At 59.3% G+C, this 17,543-nt stretch carries 19 protein-coding genes; all 19 read right to left on the reverse strand.

Annotated elements, in window-relative coordinates; translation table 11 throughout:
- Positions 1 to 12 precede the first annotated feature (12 nt).
- A complete protein-coding gene (locus MQE22_RS07240) occupies positions 13 to 588 on the reverse strand; it encodes a cytochrome b/b6 domain-containing protein (RefSeq protein ID WP_215871109.1) in 576 nt (191 codons plus the stop codon).
- A gap of 86 nt (positions 589 to 674) precedes the next feature.
- Entirely contained in the window at positions 675 to 1,052 is a 378-nt protein-coding gene (locus MQE22_RS07245) for a DsrE family protein (protein WP_215871108.1), read from the reverse strand.
- A gap of 81 nt (positions 1,053 to 1,133) precedes the next feature.
- Positions 1,134 to 1,637: a SixA phosphatase family protein gene (locus MQE22_RS07250; RefSeq protein WP_215871107.1), complete on the reverse strand. Its 504-nt coding sequence runs from the start codon at positions 1,635 to 1,637 to the stop codon at positions 1,134 to 1,136.
- Positions 1,591 to 2,001 (reverse strand): hypothetical protein, encoded by a 411-nt coding sequence (locus MQE22_RS07255; RefSeq protein WP_215871106.1) that lies wholly within the window; start codon positions 1,999 to 2,001, stop codon positions 1,591 to 1,593. Before MQE22_RS07255 ends, MQE22_RS07250 begins: the two co-directional genes overlap by 47 nt.
- Entirely contained in the window at positions 1,998 to 3,344 is a 1,347-nt protein-coding gene (gene der, locus MQE22_RS07260; protein ID WP_215871105.1) for a ribosome biogenesis GTPase Der, read from the reverse strand. The genes MQE22_RS07255 and der overlap by 4 nt, the downstream gene beginning before the upstream one ends.
- 5 nt (positions 3,345 to 3,349) lie before the next feature.
- Positions 3,350 to 4,549 carry an outer membrane protein assembly factor BamB gene (bamB, locus tag MQE22_RS07265; protein ID WP_226827046.1) on the reverse strand — a complete coding sequence of 400 codons (1,200 nt, stop codon included), beginning with the start codon at positions 4,547 to 4,549 and terminating at the stop codon, positions 3,350 to 3,352.
- The gene (locus tag MQE22_RS07270) at positions 4,549 to 5,157 is read right to left on the reverse strand and encodes a YfgM family protein (RefSeq protein WP_215871104.1); all 609 of its coding nucleotides are present in this window, start codon (positions 5,155 to 5,157) and stop codon (positions 4,549 to 4,551) included. Before MQE22_RS07270 ends, bamB begins: the two co-directional genes overlap by 1 nt.
- 44 nt (positions 5,158 to 5,201) lie before the next feature.
- Positions 5,202 to 6,470 carry a histidine--tRNA ligase gene (gene hisS, locus MQE22_RS07275; RefSeq protein ID WP_215871103.1) on the reverse strand — a complete coding sequence of 423 codons (1,269 nt, stop codon included), beginning with the start codon at positions 6,468 to 6,470 and terminating at the stop codon, positions 5,202 to 5,204.
- A gap of 12 nt (positions 6,471 to 6,482) precedes the next feature.
- Positions 6,483 to 7,583, reverse strand: a complete 1,101-nt coding sequence (ispG, locus tag MQE22_RS07280) for a flavodoxin-dependent (E)-4-hydroxy-3-methylbut-2-enyl-diphosphate synthase (protein ID WP_215871102.1) — start codon at positions 7,581 to 7,583, stop codon at positions 6,483 to 6,485.
- Positions 7,552 to 8,538: a helix-turn-helix domain-containing protein gene (locus MQE22_RS07285; RefSeq protein WP_215871101.1), complete on the reverse strand. Its 987-nt coding sequence runs from the start codon at positions 8,536 to 8,538 to the stop codon at positions 7,552 to 7,554. The genes ispG and MQE22_RS07285 overlap by 32 nt, the downstream gene beginning before the upstream one ends.
- Positions 8,531 to 9,391, reverse strand: a complete 861-nt coding sequence (gene pilW, locus MQE22_RS07290) for a type IV pilus biogenesis/stability protein PilW (protein WP_215871100.1) — start codon at positions 9,389 to 9,391, stop codon at positions 8,531 to 8,533. Before pilW ends, MQE22_RS07285 begins: the two co-directional genes overlap by 8 nt.
- Positions 9,392 to 9,394: 3 nt before the next feature.
- A complete protein-coding gene (rlmN, locus tag MQE22_RS07295; RefSeq protein WP_215871099.1) occupies positions 9,395 to 10,483 on the reverse strand; it encodes a dual-specificity RNA methyltransferase RlmN in 1,089 nt (362 codons plus the stop codon).
- Positions 10,480 to 10,908 (reverse strand): nucleoside-diphosphate kinase, encoded by a 429-nt coding sequence (gene ndk / locus MQE22_RS07300; RefSeq protein WP_215871098.1) that lies wholly within the window; start codon positions 10,906 to 10,908, stop codon positions 10,480 to 10,482. The genes rlmN and ndk overlap by 4 nt, the downstream gene beginning before the upstream one ends.
- Positions 10,909 to 11,006: 98 nt before the next feature.
- Entirely contained in the window at positions 11,007 to 11,861 is an 855-nt protein-coding gene (locus tag MQE22_RS07305) for a DUF1641 domain-containing protein (protein WP_215871097.1), read from the reverse strand.
- A gap of 59 nt (positions 11,862 to 11,920) precedes the next feature.
- Positions 11,921 to 13,207 (reverse strand): NAD(P)/FAD-dependent oxidoreductase, encoded by a 1,287-nt coding sequence (locus MQE22_RS07310; RefSeq protein WP_215871096.1) that lies wholly within the window; start codon positions 13,205 to 13,207, stop codon positions 11,921 to 11,923.
- A 116-nt stretch (positions 13,208 to 13,323) separates the two neighbouring features.
- Complete coding sequence (locus tag MQE22_RS07315) at positions 13,324 to 14,304, reverse strand: ABC transporter ATP-binding protein (RefSeq protein WP_215885648.1); 981 nt, start codon at positions 14,302 to 14,304, stop codon at positions 13,324 to 13,326.
- Positions 14,305 to 14,325: 21 nt separating this feature from the next.
- Entirely contained in the window at positions 14,326 to 15,114 is a 789-nt protein-coding gene (locus tag MQE22_RS07320) for a molybdate ABC transporter permease subunit (protein WP_215871094.1), read from the reverse strand.
- Between the two features lie 132 nt (positions 15,115 to 15,246).
- Positions 15,247 to 16,605 (reverse strand): tRNA lysidine(34) synthetase TilS, encoded by a 1,359-nt coding sequence (gene tilS, locus MQE22_RS07325; protein WP_215871093.1) that lies wholly within the window; start codon positions 16,603 to 16,605, stop codon positions 15,247 to 15,249.
- The gene (locus tag MQE22_RS07330) at positions 16,592 to 17,542 is read right to left on the reverse strand and encodes an acetyl-CoA carboxylase carboxyltransferase subunit alpha (RefSeq protein WP_215871092.1); all 951 of its coding nucleotides are present in this window, start codon (positions 17,540 to 17,542) and stop codon (positions 16,592 to 16,594) included. Before MQE22_RS07330 ends, tilS begins: the two co-directional genes overlap by 14 nt.
- Between the last annotated feature and the right edge of the window lies 1 nt (position 17,543).

Below are 17,543 nucleotides of genomic sequence, written 5' to 3' on the forward strand. Positions count from 1 at the left end.
TTCTTTTCTCCCTTACCAAAGTGCGAATATGGACCATAATGGCTGCCGCCGCGCGGCATGATACAGAGCCATGCCCACGTGACCCAGCCAGAAGTACAACAAGATGGGGGTACCGAGCCGCATTGAACTGAGCCCGATATGGGTCAAATCGGGAATGCCAAGATAACCCTGCATGGTCAGCCAGGCAGCCAGTCCGGCATAATTGACCCAGCTGACGAGCAAGAAAAACATTCCCTGCCACCAGGAGGAGAGCCCCGGTTGGGGGCCATGTCCAGGAAGCTGACCACGCAACAGTCTGCCGACATCAGAAAAGATGGCGGGAATATTTCCCGGCCAGTACCACACATACAACAACTGTCGACCCCAAGACGTCGAACCATAGACAATCCAGGAGAGCGTCAGCCAGAAAGACAGGACAATACCCACCAGGATATGCCACTGAAACAGGGAAAAATGTTGGAACCAGAGGGCAAGAATTGAGTTGAGCAACTCGAAGCTGAAAAGTAGAACGAGCCCCAAGTGCAAGACGCGCGCTCCGCGCGGATACGATATCGTTTGCGATTTTTCTACGATTCGGGAAGCCGTCATGCTTGCTCCGTCTTGATCCTGTCCGTAACTACGCAGACAGTTCCCGAATGGATGCAGCTGTGCCCGCAATTCGCGGGCACTGCAAGTTACCAGGTCAGAACGCGGCCGGCAGCGCCCAGGGTAGGCAGAGCAGCGCTGGGATTCAACAGTGGGATCTCTTTTGCCAGGTCACCCTTGGTCATACCATTCAACTCCAGAGACTGCAGACAGCCAATGATCTGCACATCATTGTCTTCCGCAAGCTTCATGAAGTCGGCGACACTCTTGCCGCCGGGCATGGGGAAAATCGACTCGGCTTTCCCCTTGGCGAGAAGCTCGGTCGCCGGGCCGGTGAAGTACATCACCACCTTTTGTTCCCCCGCAGCGGCAGTCGCTGCCAGAAAAAAGGCCGAAGGCAAGCGCTTTGGATTCTCTGGCCCGGTAATGAGGATAATCACGAGATCTGGGGCTTCACTTTCCGACATAAGTCATCTCCTTTCGAGCGTACGATAGATGATGGAACACGGGCGCGAATCAGTCGCTCCCATCTAGACACCTTAGCACGCTTACGGATTTTTTTCAGAAGAGTTTGCGGCGGCGAAAAGCTCTGGGCGAAAATGTCCGAGAAACTGAAACTGTGCGCTGCAGGGATTTTCCCGCAAAAATGTCACACTGGCCTTGGCTATCGGCAAGTGGATGCCCGCCAGTTGCGCTATCCAGTCGCCAAGCAACGGCTGGTGTCCAACGAGAATCACCTGCTTGCTCTGATCTTCCTGCCAGGCAAACTGCAGTTGGGCTAGGTTGCCCGTGACGAGCGCCTCCTCAGCGCGATACACCGATGCCTGCAGCTCTGCCTGCAGCGCCGCTGCGGTCTGCCGTGTACGCACTTTGGGGCTGTACCAGATTTCCGCGTCTTGCAGGTGGAAATGGCGCAGAGCCCCAGCGACAACGGCAGCCTGCGCTTCGCCGCGGGCGGTCAAGCGGCGCCCGGCATCGCTGTCATCGGCACTATGCTCTTCGGCTTCAGCGTGACGAATAAGGACGAGATCCAGGTTGCACCTCCTGCCCAAACCAGAGCTTGCTCCACTTTCGCGGCGTGAAGCGCGCCAGAATCGAAACAATGGCGATCCCGATCAGCGCTGTCATCCACGTGTCTATACGTTGCGCCGAGGCCGGCCCTGGCCCGGCGAATATGTCGATCGCCGAGAGAATCGCGCCCAGAAAAATCACCAGCGGTCGCCAGCCGTAGGGCGTGAGTTTCGGCCAGCTGCGGGCAATAGCGCCCAGAGCCAGGGCGGCCCACAAGGCATAGGCGATTGCCAGCCCCCAATGCCACGCCGGCAGTTGCAGGATGCTGAAAAAGTGTTGCAACAAGAAGGCGGCGTAGAGAATCCCGGCGGGTAGCCACCAACGATAGGATGAGGAGAGGTTCATGCGCGTGCTCCACGGCTGGCATAGGGATTCTCCCCCTGACGAAAGAGCAGACGGAGGGGGACCCCATCCAGTTTCAGCGCCGTGCGAAATGCCGTCTCCAGATAGCGCTTGTAGGCCCCAGGCAGGCGGTCGAGCTGATTGCCGTGAAAGACCAGTGTGATTGGCTGGGTACCACCCTGGTGGCAATAGCGCAGTTTGATCCGTCGACCCGCGACCAGCGGTGGCTGATGGCCGCTGACGATATCCTCCAGCAGGCGGTTGAGTTCGCCAGTGGAAAAATGTCGCTGACTGTTTTGCCATAGTTTGTCGATGCTGCGGTACAACTCTCCGACGCCGCTGCCATGCAGGGCCGAAATGCTGTGAAACGGCGCGTAGCGGAGAAAGGCCAGCCGTCGTTCCAGCTCGTCCTTGATGCGCTCGCGCGCGCGCACCTCCAAACCATCCCACTTATTCAGTACCAGAACGATCGGGCGGCCAAGTTCTACCGCGACACCCACCAGATGCGCATCCTGATCACTGACACCAGCATGCGCGTCCATGACCATCAGCACTACGTCCGCCTCACGCAGGGCTGCGAGCGTCTTCAGCACGGTCAGCTTCTCCAACCCCTCTCCTACCCGCGCGCGCCGTCGCACGCCAGCAGTGTCGATCATTACGTAGCGCCGTCCCGCACGTTCATAGGGAATGCGGATGCTGTCGCGGGTGGTTCCCGGCTGATCGAAAACGATAACCCTTTTTTCCCCCAACATGGCGTTGACCAGGGTGGATTTTCCGACATTCGGACGTCCCAGCACCGCAATGGCTGGGCCGTCCTCCAGTTCACTCGACGTTTCGGCTCCCGTCGGTGCCTCGGCTAGCAGGGCAGAAATGGCGGTCCATAGCTGTTCCATCCCGTGACCGTGGGCTGCGGAGAGGGTGATGGGTGTTCCCAGTCCGAGGCGGTGGAATTCCGGCAACTCTGCCACGGCATGCCGCACATCCATTTTGTTGACCAGCAGTAGTACCGGCTTACCGCTGCGCCGCAATTCCCGGGCGATTTCCTCGTCCTGGCCAGCCAGCCCCTCTTTGGCATCGACCAGGAACAGGAGGACATCGGCCTCGGCAATGGCCTGCCGCGTCTGAAGGGCCATGGCAGCGACCAGTCCCTCGCGCTCTTCCGGCTCGAAACCACCGGTATCGATAACCAGGTAATCCCGCTCTTGGTGCCGTGCCGTCCCATAATGGCGATCGCGGGTAAAACCGGGCATGTCTGCGACCAGCGCCTCCCGGGTACGGGTCAGCCGGTTGAATAGCGTGGATTTACCGACATTGGGGCGACCAACGAGTGCGAGTATTGCCGCCATGGCAACTAGGGCTTCGCAAACTGCAGCTGATAGAGGGTTCCGACACCACTCAATACGAGAAAACGATTTTTGCCAACACAGACCGGCGCGGTTTGGATCCCGCTGCTGGAGACGGTTTCCTGCCCCGTACGATGGCCGGTTTGGGGGTCGATAGTGATGACCTGACCGGCATAATTGCTGAGCAACAGTTTGCCATCACAGAGGGTCATACCGCTTAGCGACTGGCCCTTGAAACGCGTATTGCGCCACTCCACGGTACCGCTGGCGGGATCCATGGCGTAGATCTGGCCATCGCTGCCGGCGGCAAAGAGCTTGCCATCGTGCAAAATTGGGGTGAGGAGCGTGGACATTGGGCGAGCCCAGTCTTGCTCCCCACTATCCTTGCTAAAGGCTGCTACATTCCCCTGATAGGCGGCGGCAATGACGCGATTGCCGTCCAATACCGGAGTTGCGGCGACGTCCACCATGCGCGCGAGTTCGTTGTTGCCGTGGGGGATGGCGATGGTAGCGCGCCAGAGTTCGGCGCCATCGTCGGCGTTAAGGGCAAGCAGTTTACCGTCGGCAAAACCGGTATACAGGGTCTGGCCGGAAACCACGATGCCGCTGCTTCGCCGCAGCAGCAAGGAAGGTTGCGGAAGGGAGAAAGTCCAGTCCACCGAGCCATTTTGGGCATCCAGGGCCAACAAGTGCCCATTCGACAACTGCAGGAAGAGACGCTGATTGGCCACGGTGATGGGGCTGCTTGGCTCTGCGCCCAGCTGCACATCCCAAAGTTTCTTGCCCTGTGCAGCGGAGACCGCATAGAGAGTGCCGCGATCTGTACCCACATAGACCACACCATCAGCAACTGTGGGGCCACAAGGACTCTTACCGTTCAAACGATACACCCAACGCAAACGCCCGCTACGCGAGAGAGCGAGCAGATCACCAGCGTCGTCGCTGAGATAAATTGCGTGGTCCGTCACGCGAATCTGCGTGGCGTTATAGGGGTCCAGGCGCCAGTTGCCATAGAGACGCGCCTGCCAGTCGGTGGCAAAACCGACAGTGACCTGTTCCTGGTGCATGGCCGTCATTGGCTTGGGCGCCGGCGCGGAGGGGCCAAAGGCCCAATTCCAGACACCACAACCACCCAGCGTGAAGATCATCCCAAGCATGGCGATGGCACGCAGTCCAGTACGCATGCCGCCTGCCGTAGCATAGCTCATCAAGAAACTCCCAAATTTGCCATTTTCATTTGAAGGTATACCACATAGGGGTCACTTGCGGGCAGGTGGGCGATGGCCTTTTCGTAGTCGTCGCGAGCACGGTCATCGTGTCGCAGCTTCGCTTCCGCATCGCCGCGCAACTCCCAATCCACCGCTGCAAAGGCGCCATCGGGCTTCTGCAACAACTCCAACGCCTGCTGATTTTTTCCGTTATCCACATACAATCGCGCCAGCGCGCTACGCGCCAGCCCCTGCATCCCCTCGGGCAGGTCAGCTTGTCGGGTCAGCTGCAGTAGCTGCCCTTCTGCCTTGTCATCCTGCTTGGCATCGATGTCGAGCCGAGCCAGATAGAACCTCGCCATACTGGCGTAGGGGGTAGCCGAATAATCATGGATCAGGGTTTCGGCGCTGGCGCGGGCCGTGGCGTCGTTGCCACTTGCCAGGCTATCACTCAGCTCGCTGTACAGAACCGCTGCGCGTTCGACTTGATGCCGCTGGTATTTGTCGTAGGCAAAAAACGCCAGCACCCCGGCGATGATCAGCACGAAGACTATGATCAACAGCTTACGATGACGTTGGAGGAGTTCAGTAAAGTCGGGGCCAGTCATGAGGTTTTTGCCTGTGGCGTTTGCCGCGTAGTATGGAGGGGGAGCTAGGGGAAATCAACGCCGAGGGTTGCCAAAGCACGCGGCAGTTCTGCCCAGGGGCCGCGCCACTCGCCCTGTCCCTCTTGTTCCTTGAGGAGAATATCGCCGCCCGTCAGGTCGCTGCCGCCCAGTAATACCTGGTAACGTGCTGCGCTGCGCTGCGCCTGTTTTAGCAAGGATTTCACCGAGCCCGGCCCGGCTACCACGACACTGAGACCCTGGCTGCGCAACTCCTCAGCGCGCTGGAAGACGGCTGACAATGCGGGCTCATCCAGGGCACCGAGAAAAAGTGCGGGACCCGTCGAGGATTCGCTCGCCTGCGTCAGCGACCGCAGCGCGAGAATCCGCTCCATACCCAGGGCAAAACCGATAGCCGGTGTTTCCGGACCGCCCAGTTGCGCCACCAGGCCATCGTAGCGACCACCGGCAAGGACCGTACCCTGCGAACCCAGGCCGTCTGCTACCCATTCGAAAACAGTCCGATGGTAATAGTCGAGACCACGCACCAGGCGCGGGTTGATCGTATAGGCAATATCCATGGCCTGCAGTAGTTCCTGCAAAGCCACGAAGTGTGCGGCCGACTCCGGATCGAGATGTTGCAGCAACTGCGGAGCACCACGGGCGATCTCCTGACAGGACGCAATCTTGCAGTCGAGCACGCGCAGGGGGTTACGCTCCAGCCGCTCTTGACAATCGTTGCAGAGTTGTTGCGCATGAGGACGCAGGTACGCGAGAAGAATTTCGCGGTAGCCGGCGCGCGACTCGGGCGTGCCCAGGGAATTGAGCTGTAGCTGGGCAGGAATCCCGGCGCTGGCCAATAGTCGCGCCGACAGCGCAATGATCTCGGCATCTGCGCTGGCACCCGCAATGCCAAAGAACTCGACGCCGAGCTGGTGAAACTGGCGATAGCGACCACGTTGTGGGCGTTCATGGCGAAACATCGGCCCCATATAGTAGAGCCTGGGGGTCTGCCCGCGCAGGGCACCATGCTCGATCAACGCGCGCACCACACCAGCGGTGCCCTCGGGACGCAGGGTCAGGGAGTCCCCATTGCGGTCAGCAAAGGTGTACATTTCCTTCTGCACGATATCCGTGACATCACCGATGGCACGGGCAAAGAGTGCGCTTTGCTCGACGATGGGCACGCGGATCTCGGCACAGCCATATTGCGCCAGCACGCTGCGGAAAGATTGCTCGAGTTGTTGCCAAGCGCCACTTTCCGGCGGAAGGATGTCGTTCATCCCCCGCACGGCGCTGAGGGTCGTTTTTGCCAAGAAGAATCGTCCTCAGGCTTCGTTACGGGCGGCGCGACGCTCTGCCACTTCGGCGCGAATCCGTTTCTCGAGGACGTCGACGATATCCTGGTTCTCGATCCGATCCACCTGCTTGCCGCGGTAATAGAGGATGCTGCGTTTGTCTCCGCCGGTCAGTCCGATATCCGCTTCTTTGGCCTCGCCGATGCCATTGACCACACAGCCGATCACCGATACGTCCATGGGTTCAAGGATGTCTTCCAGGCGCCCTTCCAAGGCATTGATGGTTTTGATGACGTCGAACTCCTGTCGCGAACAGGACGGACAGGCGATCAGATTGATCCCCTTTTGGCGCAGATGCAGGCTCTTGAGGATATCGAAGCCGACGCGAATCTCCTCGACCGGGTCCGCCGCCAGCGATACGCGGATGGTATCACCAATGCCTTCGTTGAGAAGCAGACCCAGACCGATGGCAGATTTCACGGTCCCGGAACGCAGACCGCCCGCCTCGGTGATGCCAAGGTGCAATGGATAATCGACTTTCTGCGCGAGCAGACGATAGGCATCCACGGCGAGGAAAACGTCCGATGCCTTGACGCTGATTTTCACGTCATGAAAGTTCAGCTCATCGAGGATGGCAACATGCCGCAAAGCCGACTCTACGAGCGCCTCTGGTGTCGGTTCACCATACTTTTCCTGCAGATCTTTTTCGAGGCTGCCGGCATTCACCCCAATGCGGATGGGAATGCCTTTGTCTTTCGCCATCTCCACGACCAGCCGTGCTTTATCGATCGCACCGATATTGCCGGGATTGATGCGCAGGCCATCCACGCCATCCGTCATCACCTGCAAGGCAATGCGGTGATCAAAATGGATATCGGCAACCAGCGGGACTTCAACCTGCGCGCGAATGGCCTTGAACGCTTCGGCTGCCTCCATACTGGGAACGGACACGCGAACAATGTCGGCACCGACTGCCTCGAGCCGCTGAATCTGCGCGACCGTGGCAGCCACATCGCGGGTTTCGGTGTTGGTCATGCTTTGCACGGAAATCGGCGCGTCGCCCCCAATGGCGACCTTGCCTACATGGATCTGCCGGCTTTTACGACGCTGAATGGGTGACTGATGTTGCATGCGCTACCTCGCTGAAAGTAGATATGTCGCTTGCCACCGCTACGCCAGCAGAAGAGGCAGTGGCGGCGGAGGGACGAGAAGATTGCTGCGATTGTGCCGCGGCCAGAGGGGTTGGAGCAAGTTTTGCCGAGTTTGACGAGGCCGTGACCGGCGCCATACCCACCTGCATCCGCGCCACATTCAGGGCATTGGCCGGAAGGGTGACGGGTTTCCCCGCATAGGTAATTTGCACCGCACTGGCCTTCCCTACCAGTATACGATACGGTGGCTGCCCTTGCGTTACCGAAACGTCCTGTCCTGCCCTGCCGAGGGTGGAAAGTACAATGTTGCCACTGGCGTCGCGCACCTGCACCCAACAATCTCCGGTAAAATGAAAGGCCAAAGCGCCCACCTGGGAAGACAGTGTGCTTGCCGTTACCGAAGTTGTCGCAGCGGTTGCTGCCGGTGAGAAGGCCGAGCCGGTAAGCGCTGCCGGTTCCGCTGGGGTAGACATGACGACTTGTGCAGCACTGTGCTGGGCAGCCGATACACTGGTCGCAGTCGCAACCGGCGCCGGTGAGGAGGTCGATCCACCTCTGCCCCAGAGCCACCAACCAAGAAGAATCAGGGCAACGGCAAGCAGAAGGGAAAAAAACAGCATCTTGCCGCTGTAGTCCAGAAGCGGGAGTTCGCTGCGCGGCAGTACCACCTTGCTTGCTTCCAGGCCAGAACCGCCTTGGTAACGATCATAGGCGGCCAGCAAGGGCTCCACGTCGAGATCGAGAAGACGTGCGTAGTTGCGCAGATATCCCCGTGCAAATGCGGCGCCCGGCAATTCGTCGAAGCGTCCCTCCTCCAATGCCGTGATCTGGGTGCTGGTGATGTGCAGTTTCTGTGCGGCCTGCGCCAGATCCCAGCCGCGCGCGACTCGGGCCGATCGCAGTTGCGCCAAGAGTTCAACAAATCCTTCATCCATTGCTGTCGGCACCATGCTCCAGCAGCAACGATTGCGCCTCTTTTCCTGCTGCGGAATAGGGATCGGCATTGACACAACGCTCCCACAGGGAACGTGCCTGAACCGGCTGCCCTTGTTGCCAGGCGATCCGGCCTGCGAGGAGCAGTGCCTGCGCATTGTTCGGTTCCTGCGCCAGCACCCCCTGCAGATGCCCATAAGCGGCCGGGAAATTTTTGTCCTGGTATTCCATTTCTGCCCATAGCAACAAGGCGGGGGGATAACCAGGCTTGAAGTAGAGCGCCTTCTGCAAGGCAACAATGGCCAGGTTGTTTTGCTTCAACCCGCGGTAGGCAGCCGCGAGATTGGTCCAGGCATACTCCGGCGTATTGTATAAAGGATCTTTAGTGGCCTTGCTGAGCTGTTGTATCGCAGCAGAGAATTTACCCTGTTCCAGAAGGAACGCACCATAATTATTCAAAAATTCTGGGTTGCCGGGCTCGTCACTCAGGGCGCTCTGGAACGCGCTTTCAGCCAGCGCTGCCTCGCCCAGCGCCTGATAGGCCAGACCCAGAACATTATAGGCATCGCCGTGCTTGCCGGGCAGACTGATGGCCTGTTTCAGCTCCCGCACCGCCGCGCGGGGATGCCCACCCTGGAGATACGCAGTCCCAAGAGAAGTGTAAATGGCTACCTGATCTGGTGGCGCCGAATGGAGCGAGGCGGCTGGATTCGGTGGTGCATTACGTGCCGCCGCCGCTGCCTCCTCTGCGGGAGTGGGTTTTTCGTGACCGGAAAACAGGGCACAGGCACTGCTCGAAAGAACCATACCGACGAACAGGAGCGTGCGGATACGGATAGAATCACGTCTTTGCATGGGTCAATTGAGCACCTGAAGAGGAATGCTACGCCGCCCCCGTTGGACTTGCCCGGCAAGCTGGCCGCAGGCGGCAGCGATGTCGTCACCGCGTGTCTTGCGCGTGACGGTCATCAGCCCGGCACGCAGAATGATCTCGCGAAAGGCGTCGATGCGGGCGGGAGAGCTGCGCCGATAGCGCGATTCCGGAAAGGGATTGAAGGGGATCAGGTTCACTAGCGCCGGGATTCCGGCCAACAGGCGTACCAGCTCCCGGGCATGCTGATCCTGATCATTGACGCCCTCCAGCATCACGTACTCGAAGGTGATCCGTCGCCGTGGCGGGAGAGGATACGCGCGACAGGCCAGTAGAAGCTCAGCGAGGGGATAATGGCGATTGATGGGGACAAGCTCATCGCGAATGTCATCGCGGGTGGCGTGCAGACTGATTGCGAGGTTGACTGGGCTTTCCCGCCCCAACTGCGCCAAGCCCGGCAGCACCCCCGCGGTGCTGACGGTCACCCGGCGCGAGCTGAGACCGTAACCGTAGTCATCCAAGAGCAGGCGGATAGCGGGCAGCACCTGCTTCAGATTGAGGAGCGGTTCGCCCATACCCATGAAGACGACGTTACTGATCGCATCAAGGCCAAGAACACGCCGCGCAACGCGAATCTGCGCAATGATCTCGTGGGTTTCCAGATTACGACTGAGACCCTGCGCGCCCGTGGCGCAGAAACTGCAGGCGAGGGAGCAGCCGACCTGGGAGGAGATGCACAGGGTGCCGCGCTCCTCTTCGGGAATGAAAACCGTTTCAATGGCATTCCCGTCGCTCAATCCCAGCAACCATTTGCGCGTACCATCGGCGGCGAGCTGCTCGCGCAGCACCTCGAGTTCCCCGGTTTCGCAGCTCTCCTCCAGTCGCGCACGCAAGGTCTTGCTGACGTTGCTCATTTGCGCAAAGTCGCTGACCTGGCGGGCGTGCAGCCATTGCAAAACCTGGGCAGCGCGAAAGCGCGGTTCGCCCCACGAGACGAACAGCGCTTCCAGCCCGGCCCGGTCAAGCCCCAGGAGTTTGGGGCGATCAGAGGCGCTCACCGGCGCAGGAACGCTCATGAGCGTGGGCACAACTCCCGTTGTGAGAAGAAGTAGGAAATTTCCCAAGCGGCCGTCTCGGCACTGTCGGAGCCATGCACGGCGTTGGCGTCGATACTTTCGGCAAAGTCCGCGCGAATGGTGCCGGGGGCGGCATCCTTGGGGTTGGTGGCACCCATCAGATCACGGTTTTTGGCAATGGCATTCTCCCCTTCCAGAACCGACACCAGGACCGGACCGCTGCTCATGAAGGCGCACAATTCGCCGTAAAAGGGACGTTGCTTGTGCACCGCATAAAACCCACCAGCGTCTTCGGCGCTGAGCTGCAGCATGCGGGCCGCAACGACCTGCAAACCCGTATTTTCGAAACGACTCAGAATGGCTCCAATGGCATTTTTCTGGACGGCATCGGGTTTGATGATGGAAAGGGTGCGTTCAAGAGCCATAAACATCCTCTTTAGTTAGGCTATAAAATGGCGCAATCCTATCATTAGGCGCTTCCCGGAGCAATTTTCCTAGGCAATGGCCGCTGTCTTCCTGGCGACTAGGCGGCGGCGTTCCTGGGCAGTACACCGGCCTTCTGCAGATAGACTGGCAAGACAGCCACCACGCGCATGCCCCGCTGTACATCGGGGTCTTTCAGCATGTGGTAGAGTCCGGAAATCCCGCCAGCTTTTCCCTGGGCTTCGTGTTCTGCGGCATCTTCCAGGGCCTTGGCCATCGCCTTACCGGAATGCAGCAAGGTGCCAAGGCTGGTCATCAAGGGGCCTTTCTCCTGTTCCTGCATGAGCTGTCCGAGCAATGACTCCAACGGGATGGTCTCCGCCAGCAAGCCAATCTGGCGACTCAGGTCTGCCACCCGCTGCAGATTGCCGTCCTCCTGCAGCTGTCGCAGCACGCGCAGAGCGGCGACGATGCTCTCATCGGCACGCGTCTCTTCCCAGAGATCCCCCAGCTTCTTGAGTTGTGCTACCAGATCATTGCCGGCACCCGTCTGCAGGAACTCCTGGAACGCCTGCACCTTGGGCATCACATCGCCAAGCGTTTGCATAGCCTGCACCAAAGTTGCCCAGGGAATGTCCCGTACTACGTCCAGAATCTGCGGGACAAAACCGCGGATCAACTCGACGTTGTCGCGCAGAAACTCGGCATTATCCGTTACCCACTGCAGCACCCCCGCGCGACGCAGCGCATACACAGAGGACAATAGTTCTTCGATGGAAGTCTCGAGTTCATAGCGCTCGTTCCATTCTCCAAGCCGCAAGGCCATACCCAGCACAGCACTGCTTGCCGGGCTCCCGAGAAAAGACTCAGCGCCATTGATCATGCCTCCCAAGCGCGCTAGTCCTGCCCATTGCTCTGGGCTGAGACTGGGTGCCATATTCTGTTCCGTGGTCATTCTGCTCTCCTTTTTTGTGTGAACAGGACAGGGGGCTAAAGAGCCCCCTGCATCTTGCTTCAGGCGGCGAACATCTTTTCCGCCAGGAGCTTGGAGGCATCGAGACCCCAATCCGGCATTTTACCGCGTGTCTTGAAGAAGAGATTTTTGTACTGCATCTTTAGCAAGAATGGGACATGACCCATTTTCAACACCTGATCGGGACCGCCAAACCAGCTGTTCGAGCGAATATAGAACGCCTGATTCGCGCCCATGTCACCAATGCAGTACACCACTGGCTCGAGCTCTTTATCGGCTTCCGCAGCACTCATGCGGCCAAGGTCCTTGGCGATTTGCTTGGCGACAATTTCCCCCTCCGCATGACCGATTCCGCCCAGTTTGGGGACGGTGATCGCTGCCGCATCACCGGCGGCGAAGACATTCGGATATTTGGGATTGCGCATGGTGGTGTCGGTAACCACAAAACCCTCACTGTCAGAGATCGGCAACCCTTTGAGGAAGTCGTGGGGAACCCAATCGGGAAAGATGATTTTCAGTTCCGCCTCGATGTTCTGGCCGCCCGCCAATTCCACACCATCTTTGGTGATCCGGGTGATGTCCTTACCGTTGTTGACATAGTTAAAACCCATGCCAGAGGCAATTTTCAGCAAGTTGCCAACCACCTGCTCGCCGGCGTCCTCGGCAATTAGGCCTGCAGGAGTGAACACGGTGACCTTCTCGGGACCACCCATGCCATGTTCCTTGAGCCAAGTAGCCGTTGCCAACATGGTTTCCACTGGTGGGCCTTCGCAAGCGGCTTCGGCACTGGGGAAGGCATGACCACCATAGAGTTTGATGTCCTTTGTACCATCCCCCTGATGGAAGCGCGCCGAGCCGATGGCCACCGGTCCGCCCTTATAATCGTTATGCAGATAGCGGCGCAATTTGTTGCCATAATAAAAATCGGTGCAGGTATGACCATGCTCGGCAAAACCTTCGATCTTGTCGAAGGCCAGACGATTGCCCACGGCGACGACAACATAATCGTAGTGGAGAGACTCGCTGGCCGCTCCAGGCCGTTCATTGGGCACAAAGTCCACCCGCTTGGCATCCACATCCAGCGCTTTCACTTCACCCTGGATGAAATCGATGTCATCTTCCGCCAGCGTGCTGCGTAAATCCATGGACAAGGTCTTGCTCGGGTCCCGATCCTCATAGACTTCCGCTGGAATATTCGGAACGAAGAGCAGATAATCTTTGCGGTCCAGTACGGTGATGCGCACCGTGTCGCCACAGTATTGCCGGATCTTTTGCGCAGAACCAAGACCAGCAAAGTTACCTCCCAACACAACGATATGCGGTTTCATTCGTTACACTCCTCCGTTTTCATCGGAAAAAACGATCTACCTTTTGAGTATAGTTCAGAAATTTCGTTGGTGTCGGAGAAACAAAGTACAAATAATAATGAGTTATCGTTATATGCTTATCTTTTCTTCCACAAGAGCAGTTTTTCTGCGGGAAGCTGCAGATACAGCGTCCGCGGCGGGTCGCTGCGATCCTGGGCAAGGAAACGACCACGCAGAGAAAAGGGCGCCGCCGTTACAAAACGCTGCCAGAGTGGCTGTCGGTGCCACTCCACTGCTTCGCTGACGATCAGGTTTTCGGCGTCCGTATCTTTGGCATGCCGCAGCAGGACGTGCTCGGCACGGATGCCAAGGATCACCTCCTCCCCCGGAGAATGATCCGCCATACCCGTTGCCCGTAAGCGCCGCGAATGTATGCGGACCAGATATTCCTGCTGGGAGAGCTTTTCTTCGATCCTGCCGGTGAAGAAGTTTTCCATCCCGAGCATTTGTGCAGCCTGCGGATTCGGTGGACGGGCGAAAATTTCGGCGGGCTCCCCGACGGCCTGGATTCCTCCCTCCTGCAAAATGGCCATGCGTTGCGCTGCTGCACAAATGCTTACATCGTGAGTAACTACGAGTAGTGGGATGGAAAAAATGGCGGATTCCTCGCTAAGGGCAGCGATGATTTCGTCGCGAGTCTGTGGATCCAATGCCGATGTCGGCTCATCCAGCAATAATAGCTTCGGTTTGCGGGCAATAGCCCGCAACAGGGCGACGCGTTGCTGCTGGCCACCGGAGAGAGCCGCGGGATATTGCTCGGCGAAGCGCGCCATGCCAATCCGCTCGAGCAACTCCAGTGCCGCCTGACGCCGATCACCGCCGCGCATGGGGAAGGCGATGTTCTGCCAGACCCGGAGGTGGGGAAACAGGCGGTATCCTTGCGGCAAGTATCCCAGCGGACGCTGTTCCGTGGGCAGATGGCCCCAGGGCTCCACCCGTGCCGGCAGGAGCCCGAGCAGGGCACGCAAAAAGGTCGTTTTGCCTTCGCCGGAGCGCCCGAGGAGCACGGAAAGGCCCTCCACCTCCAGGGAGATGTCGAGGGCAACGGGGGTATCCATTTGACAGCGCAGGGCCAGCATTTAGAGCGGGACCTGCCGGCGGCTGCGTAAACGAATCCATAGGGGCAGGGGAATTGCCACGAGAAAGAACACCCAAAGCAAGGGATAGACGGCGCTCAGACCAATGTCTTCCAGATTTTGGTAGATCTTCACCGGAATCCCCATGGGGTAGTAGGCAACGATCAGCACCACGCCAAATTCACCCATCGCTCGTACCCAGGCCAGGGCTATTGCTGCAGTCAAGCCGTTACGAGCCATCGGTAGCGTAACCAGCCAGAAAGTCTCCAAGGAAGATTTCCCCAAGGTATGGCTGATTTCTTCGAGATCCGTGGGAACGCCTTCGAAGGCAGCACGTGCCGAGAGGACATAATACGGCATAGCGGCATAGACCTGGGCCATGATGAAGGCTGGTGCGGTATTGACCAGTCGCAGTCCCCAATGCGAGAGAAATTCTCCTGCGCTGGCATAGGGGCCGAAAAAAGAGGCCAGGAGAATGCCGAGCGCCAGGGGTGGGGTGAGCAGCGGCAGGAGGATCAAGGCGTCGACGATGGGGCTCCAGCGATATCGGCGGCGCGCCATCCACCAGGCGAGGGGCGTGCCAAGCAGTACGCAGAGGAGCAAAGCGGTGCCGCTATACACCAAAGAAGTGCGGATGGCGTGCAGATCGTTGGGAGCAAACTCCAGGTGCTGCCAGTCCAAGCCGAAGAACATCTCGGAGAAAGGAGCGATCAGGATGGCCAGGATCGCCAGGGAAAACAGCAGTAGGGGCGCCTCAAGGGAAAGGCTACGCGACGATCCGATTCGCTTCATTGACAGAGTAACGCTATATTTTCATACATATAGCCATTATTTCCGAAAAAGCGGACAGGTGTCCAGTCCGGAAAGCGCTCTACGATAACGCCCGGATCTCTTGCGCAGCATGTCCCCTGGATCGCTACCCCGTCATGAATTCGCCGTTGTGCGGATAAGGTCCACCCAAAGGACTTCTTTTTCCGGCAGCGCCGGTTTGCGCAGGTAAAAGTCGGGAATCCAAAGGATTTCCTCTGTGTCTGTCCACAGAATGGGCACGTCGTCGCGCAGGAATGGGGGAATGCCAAGTTCCAGAAGGAATTTCTTCAGAGGACGTTGATGGCCGCTGACATTCCGATAGCGTGCGCCAGCTCGCCGCTTGCTCCAGCGTAGCGTGCGTCCCTGCAATTCTGTCCCACCGACAATGACGGCGCCTTCACTGAGTCCTGGCGCTGGTCCTGTTGCCTGTCCCCAGCACCAGCGAAATCCAGCGCCCCGTCCGCACGGGGCGTGCGGTCTCCACTCCTGGGCAGGAATTGTATGGCGGGGACCATTTTGCCATAGCTGGACCCGCTGTCCCTGACGCCAAGCGCGCAGATCCGCCAGTTCCACCCGCCTGCCGCCCTGGGACGGGCCAAACAGCTGCCGGAGTCGCTCCAGGGACTGCCGGTCCGGGACATTCGCCCCCAGGTCGCGGAGCCAGCGCCGCAAAAAGACTCGCTGCAAGGCTGGTGCCCACTCTTTTACAAAGTCTACGGACAAGACTCGACCAACCGCGCCGCCGAGCCAACAGCGCATGGCCTGCTGGGCGTACCAGGCGTCTTCCACGGCCAGCTGGTCGGCGATGTTTGCAGCGCTACGGGCGATACTCGCCGACGCCTGCGGCCAGCCGAGCTCGTGGAACAGTGGCCATATCCTCTGGCGCAGACGCGCCCGGGCGTAGCGCAAGTCGCTGTTGGCGGGGTCTTCCAGCCAGCGGATACCCTGCTGACGCAGATACTGGCGAAGCGCCGCCCGTGTCAGCTCCAAAAAGGGTCTCCCGAGAGTACCTGCCCCCAGACGACGCCGCTCCGGCATGGCCGCCAGGCCGTCGCTTCCGGCACCGCGCAAGAGCTGCAGCACCAGAGTCTCCGCCTGATCATCCCGATGCTGAGCGCTCAATATCCAGTCTCCTTCCTGCAACTGGCCGGCAAAGAGGGCGTAGCGACCGCGGCGGGCGCGATCCTCGGGTCCCTCCCCCTTCTGCTCGGCCGGCAGATCGAGGAGCCGGCAGGGATAACCATAACCAGCCGCGAGTGTCGCCACGTGCTCCGCCCAGCGCGCGCTGTCTGGGTGCCAATGGTGGTTGACGTGGAGAACTTCAACGCGCAACGCAAGCGCGTGGGCGGCATGCAGTAGGGCGGTGGAATCGACGCCACCACTACAGGCCAGAAAAAAGGGTTGCTCCGGGGACAGCTGCCAGTCGGAAAAAAGTTTCTGCCGTAGTTTTTCCTCGGGCTCAGGCAGCGCCAACGACACCATAGTGCATCAGACGTTCGTAGCGATGGCTGAGGAGCCGCGCCGTTTCCATCCCCTGCAATTCCTGGAGGTGGCGCGCCAGGCTCGCAGCGATGTTCTCATACACGAGTTGGACATTGCGGTGGGCGCCACCGAGGGGTTCGTCGATCACCTCATCGACCAGTCCGAGGGACTGCAGGCGACGGGCAGTGATGCCCAGGGTTTCCGCCGCTTCTGCAGCCTTGGCAGCGTCTTTCCATAAAATCGAGGCGCAGCCCTCCGGCGAAATGACCGAGTAGACGCTATATTCGAGCATCAGTAGGCGGTCACCAACGCCGATGGCAAGGGCCCCGCCCGACCCTCCTTCGCCGATGACCAGAGAGATGATGGGCACCGCGAGGTCGGACATGACTGCCAGATTGCGGGCGATGGCTTCACTCTGGCCGCGTTCTTCGGCACCGATACCGGGATAGGCGCCAGGGGTGTCGATAAAGGTGAGTACAGGCAGGCGAAAGCGCTCCGCCAAGCGCATCAGACGCAGGGCCTTGCGATAGCCCTCGGGACGCGGCATACCGAAATTGCGCTGGATCTTTTCCTTGGTATCCCGCCCCTTCTGTTGCCCAATCCAGAGGATGGCCTGCCCCTGAAAGCGGGCAAGCCCGCCAACGATGGCAGCATCATCGGCATAGGCGCGATCGCCAGCGAGCACTTCTACGTCGGTAAACAGCGCATGCACATAGTCCAGGGTATAGGGGCGCTGCGGATGACGCGCTACCTGTACGGTCTGCCAGGCCGTCAATTTGCTGTAGAGCCGTTGCAACTCCTTGCGCGCCTTGTTTTCCAGACGCTTGATATCCTCCTGAATACCCGGCTGATTGAGCTCCTTGAGCTCCTCTACCTTGCCTTCGAGTTCGGCGATGGGTTGTTCAAAGTCGAGATATTGCAGTTTCACC

Source organism: Acidithiobacillus sp. YTS05 (assembly GCF_024396695.1).
GTDB classification, from domain to species: Bacteria; Pseudomonadota; Gammaproteobacteria; order Acidithiobacillales; family Acidithiobacillaceae; genus Igneacidithiobacillus; species Igneacidithiobacillus copahuensis.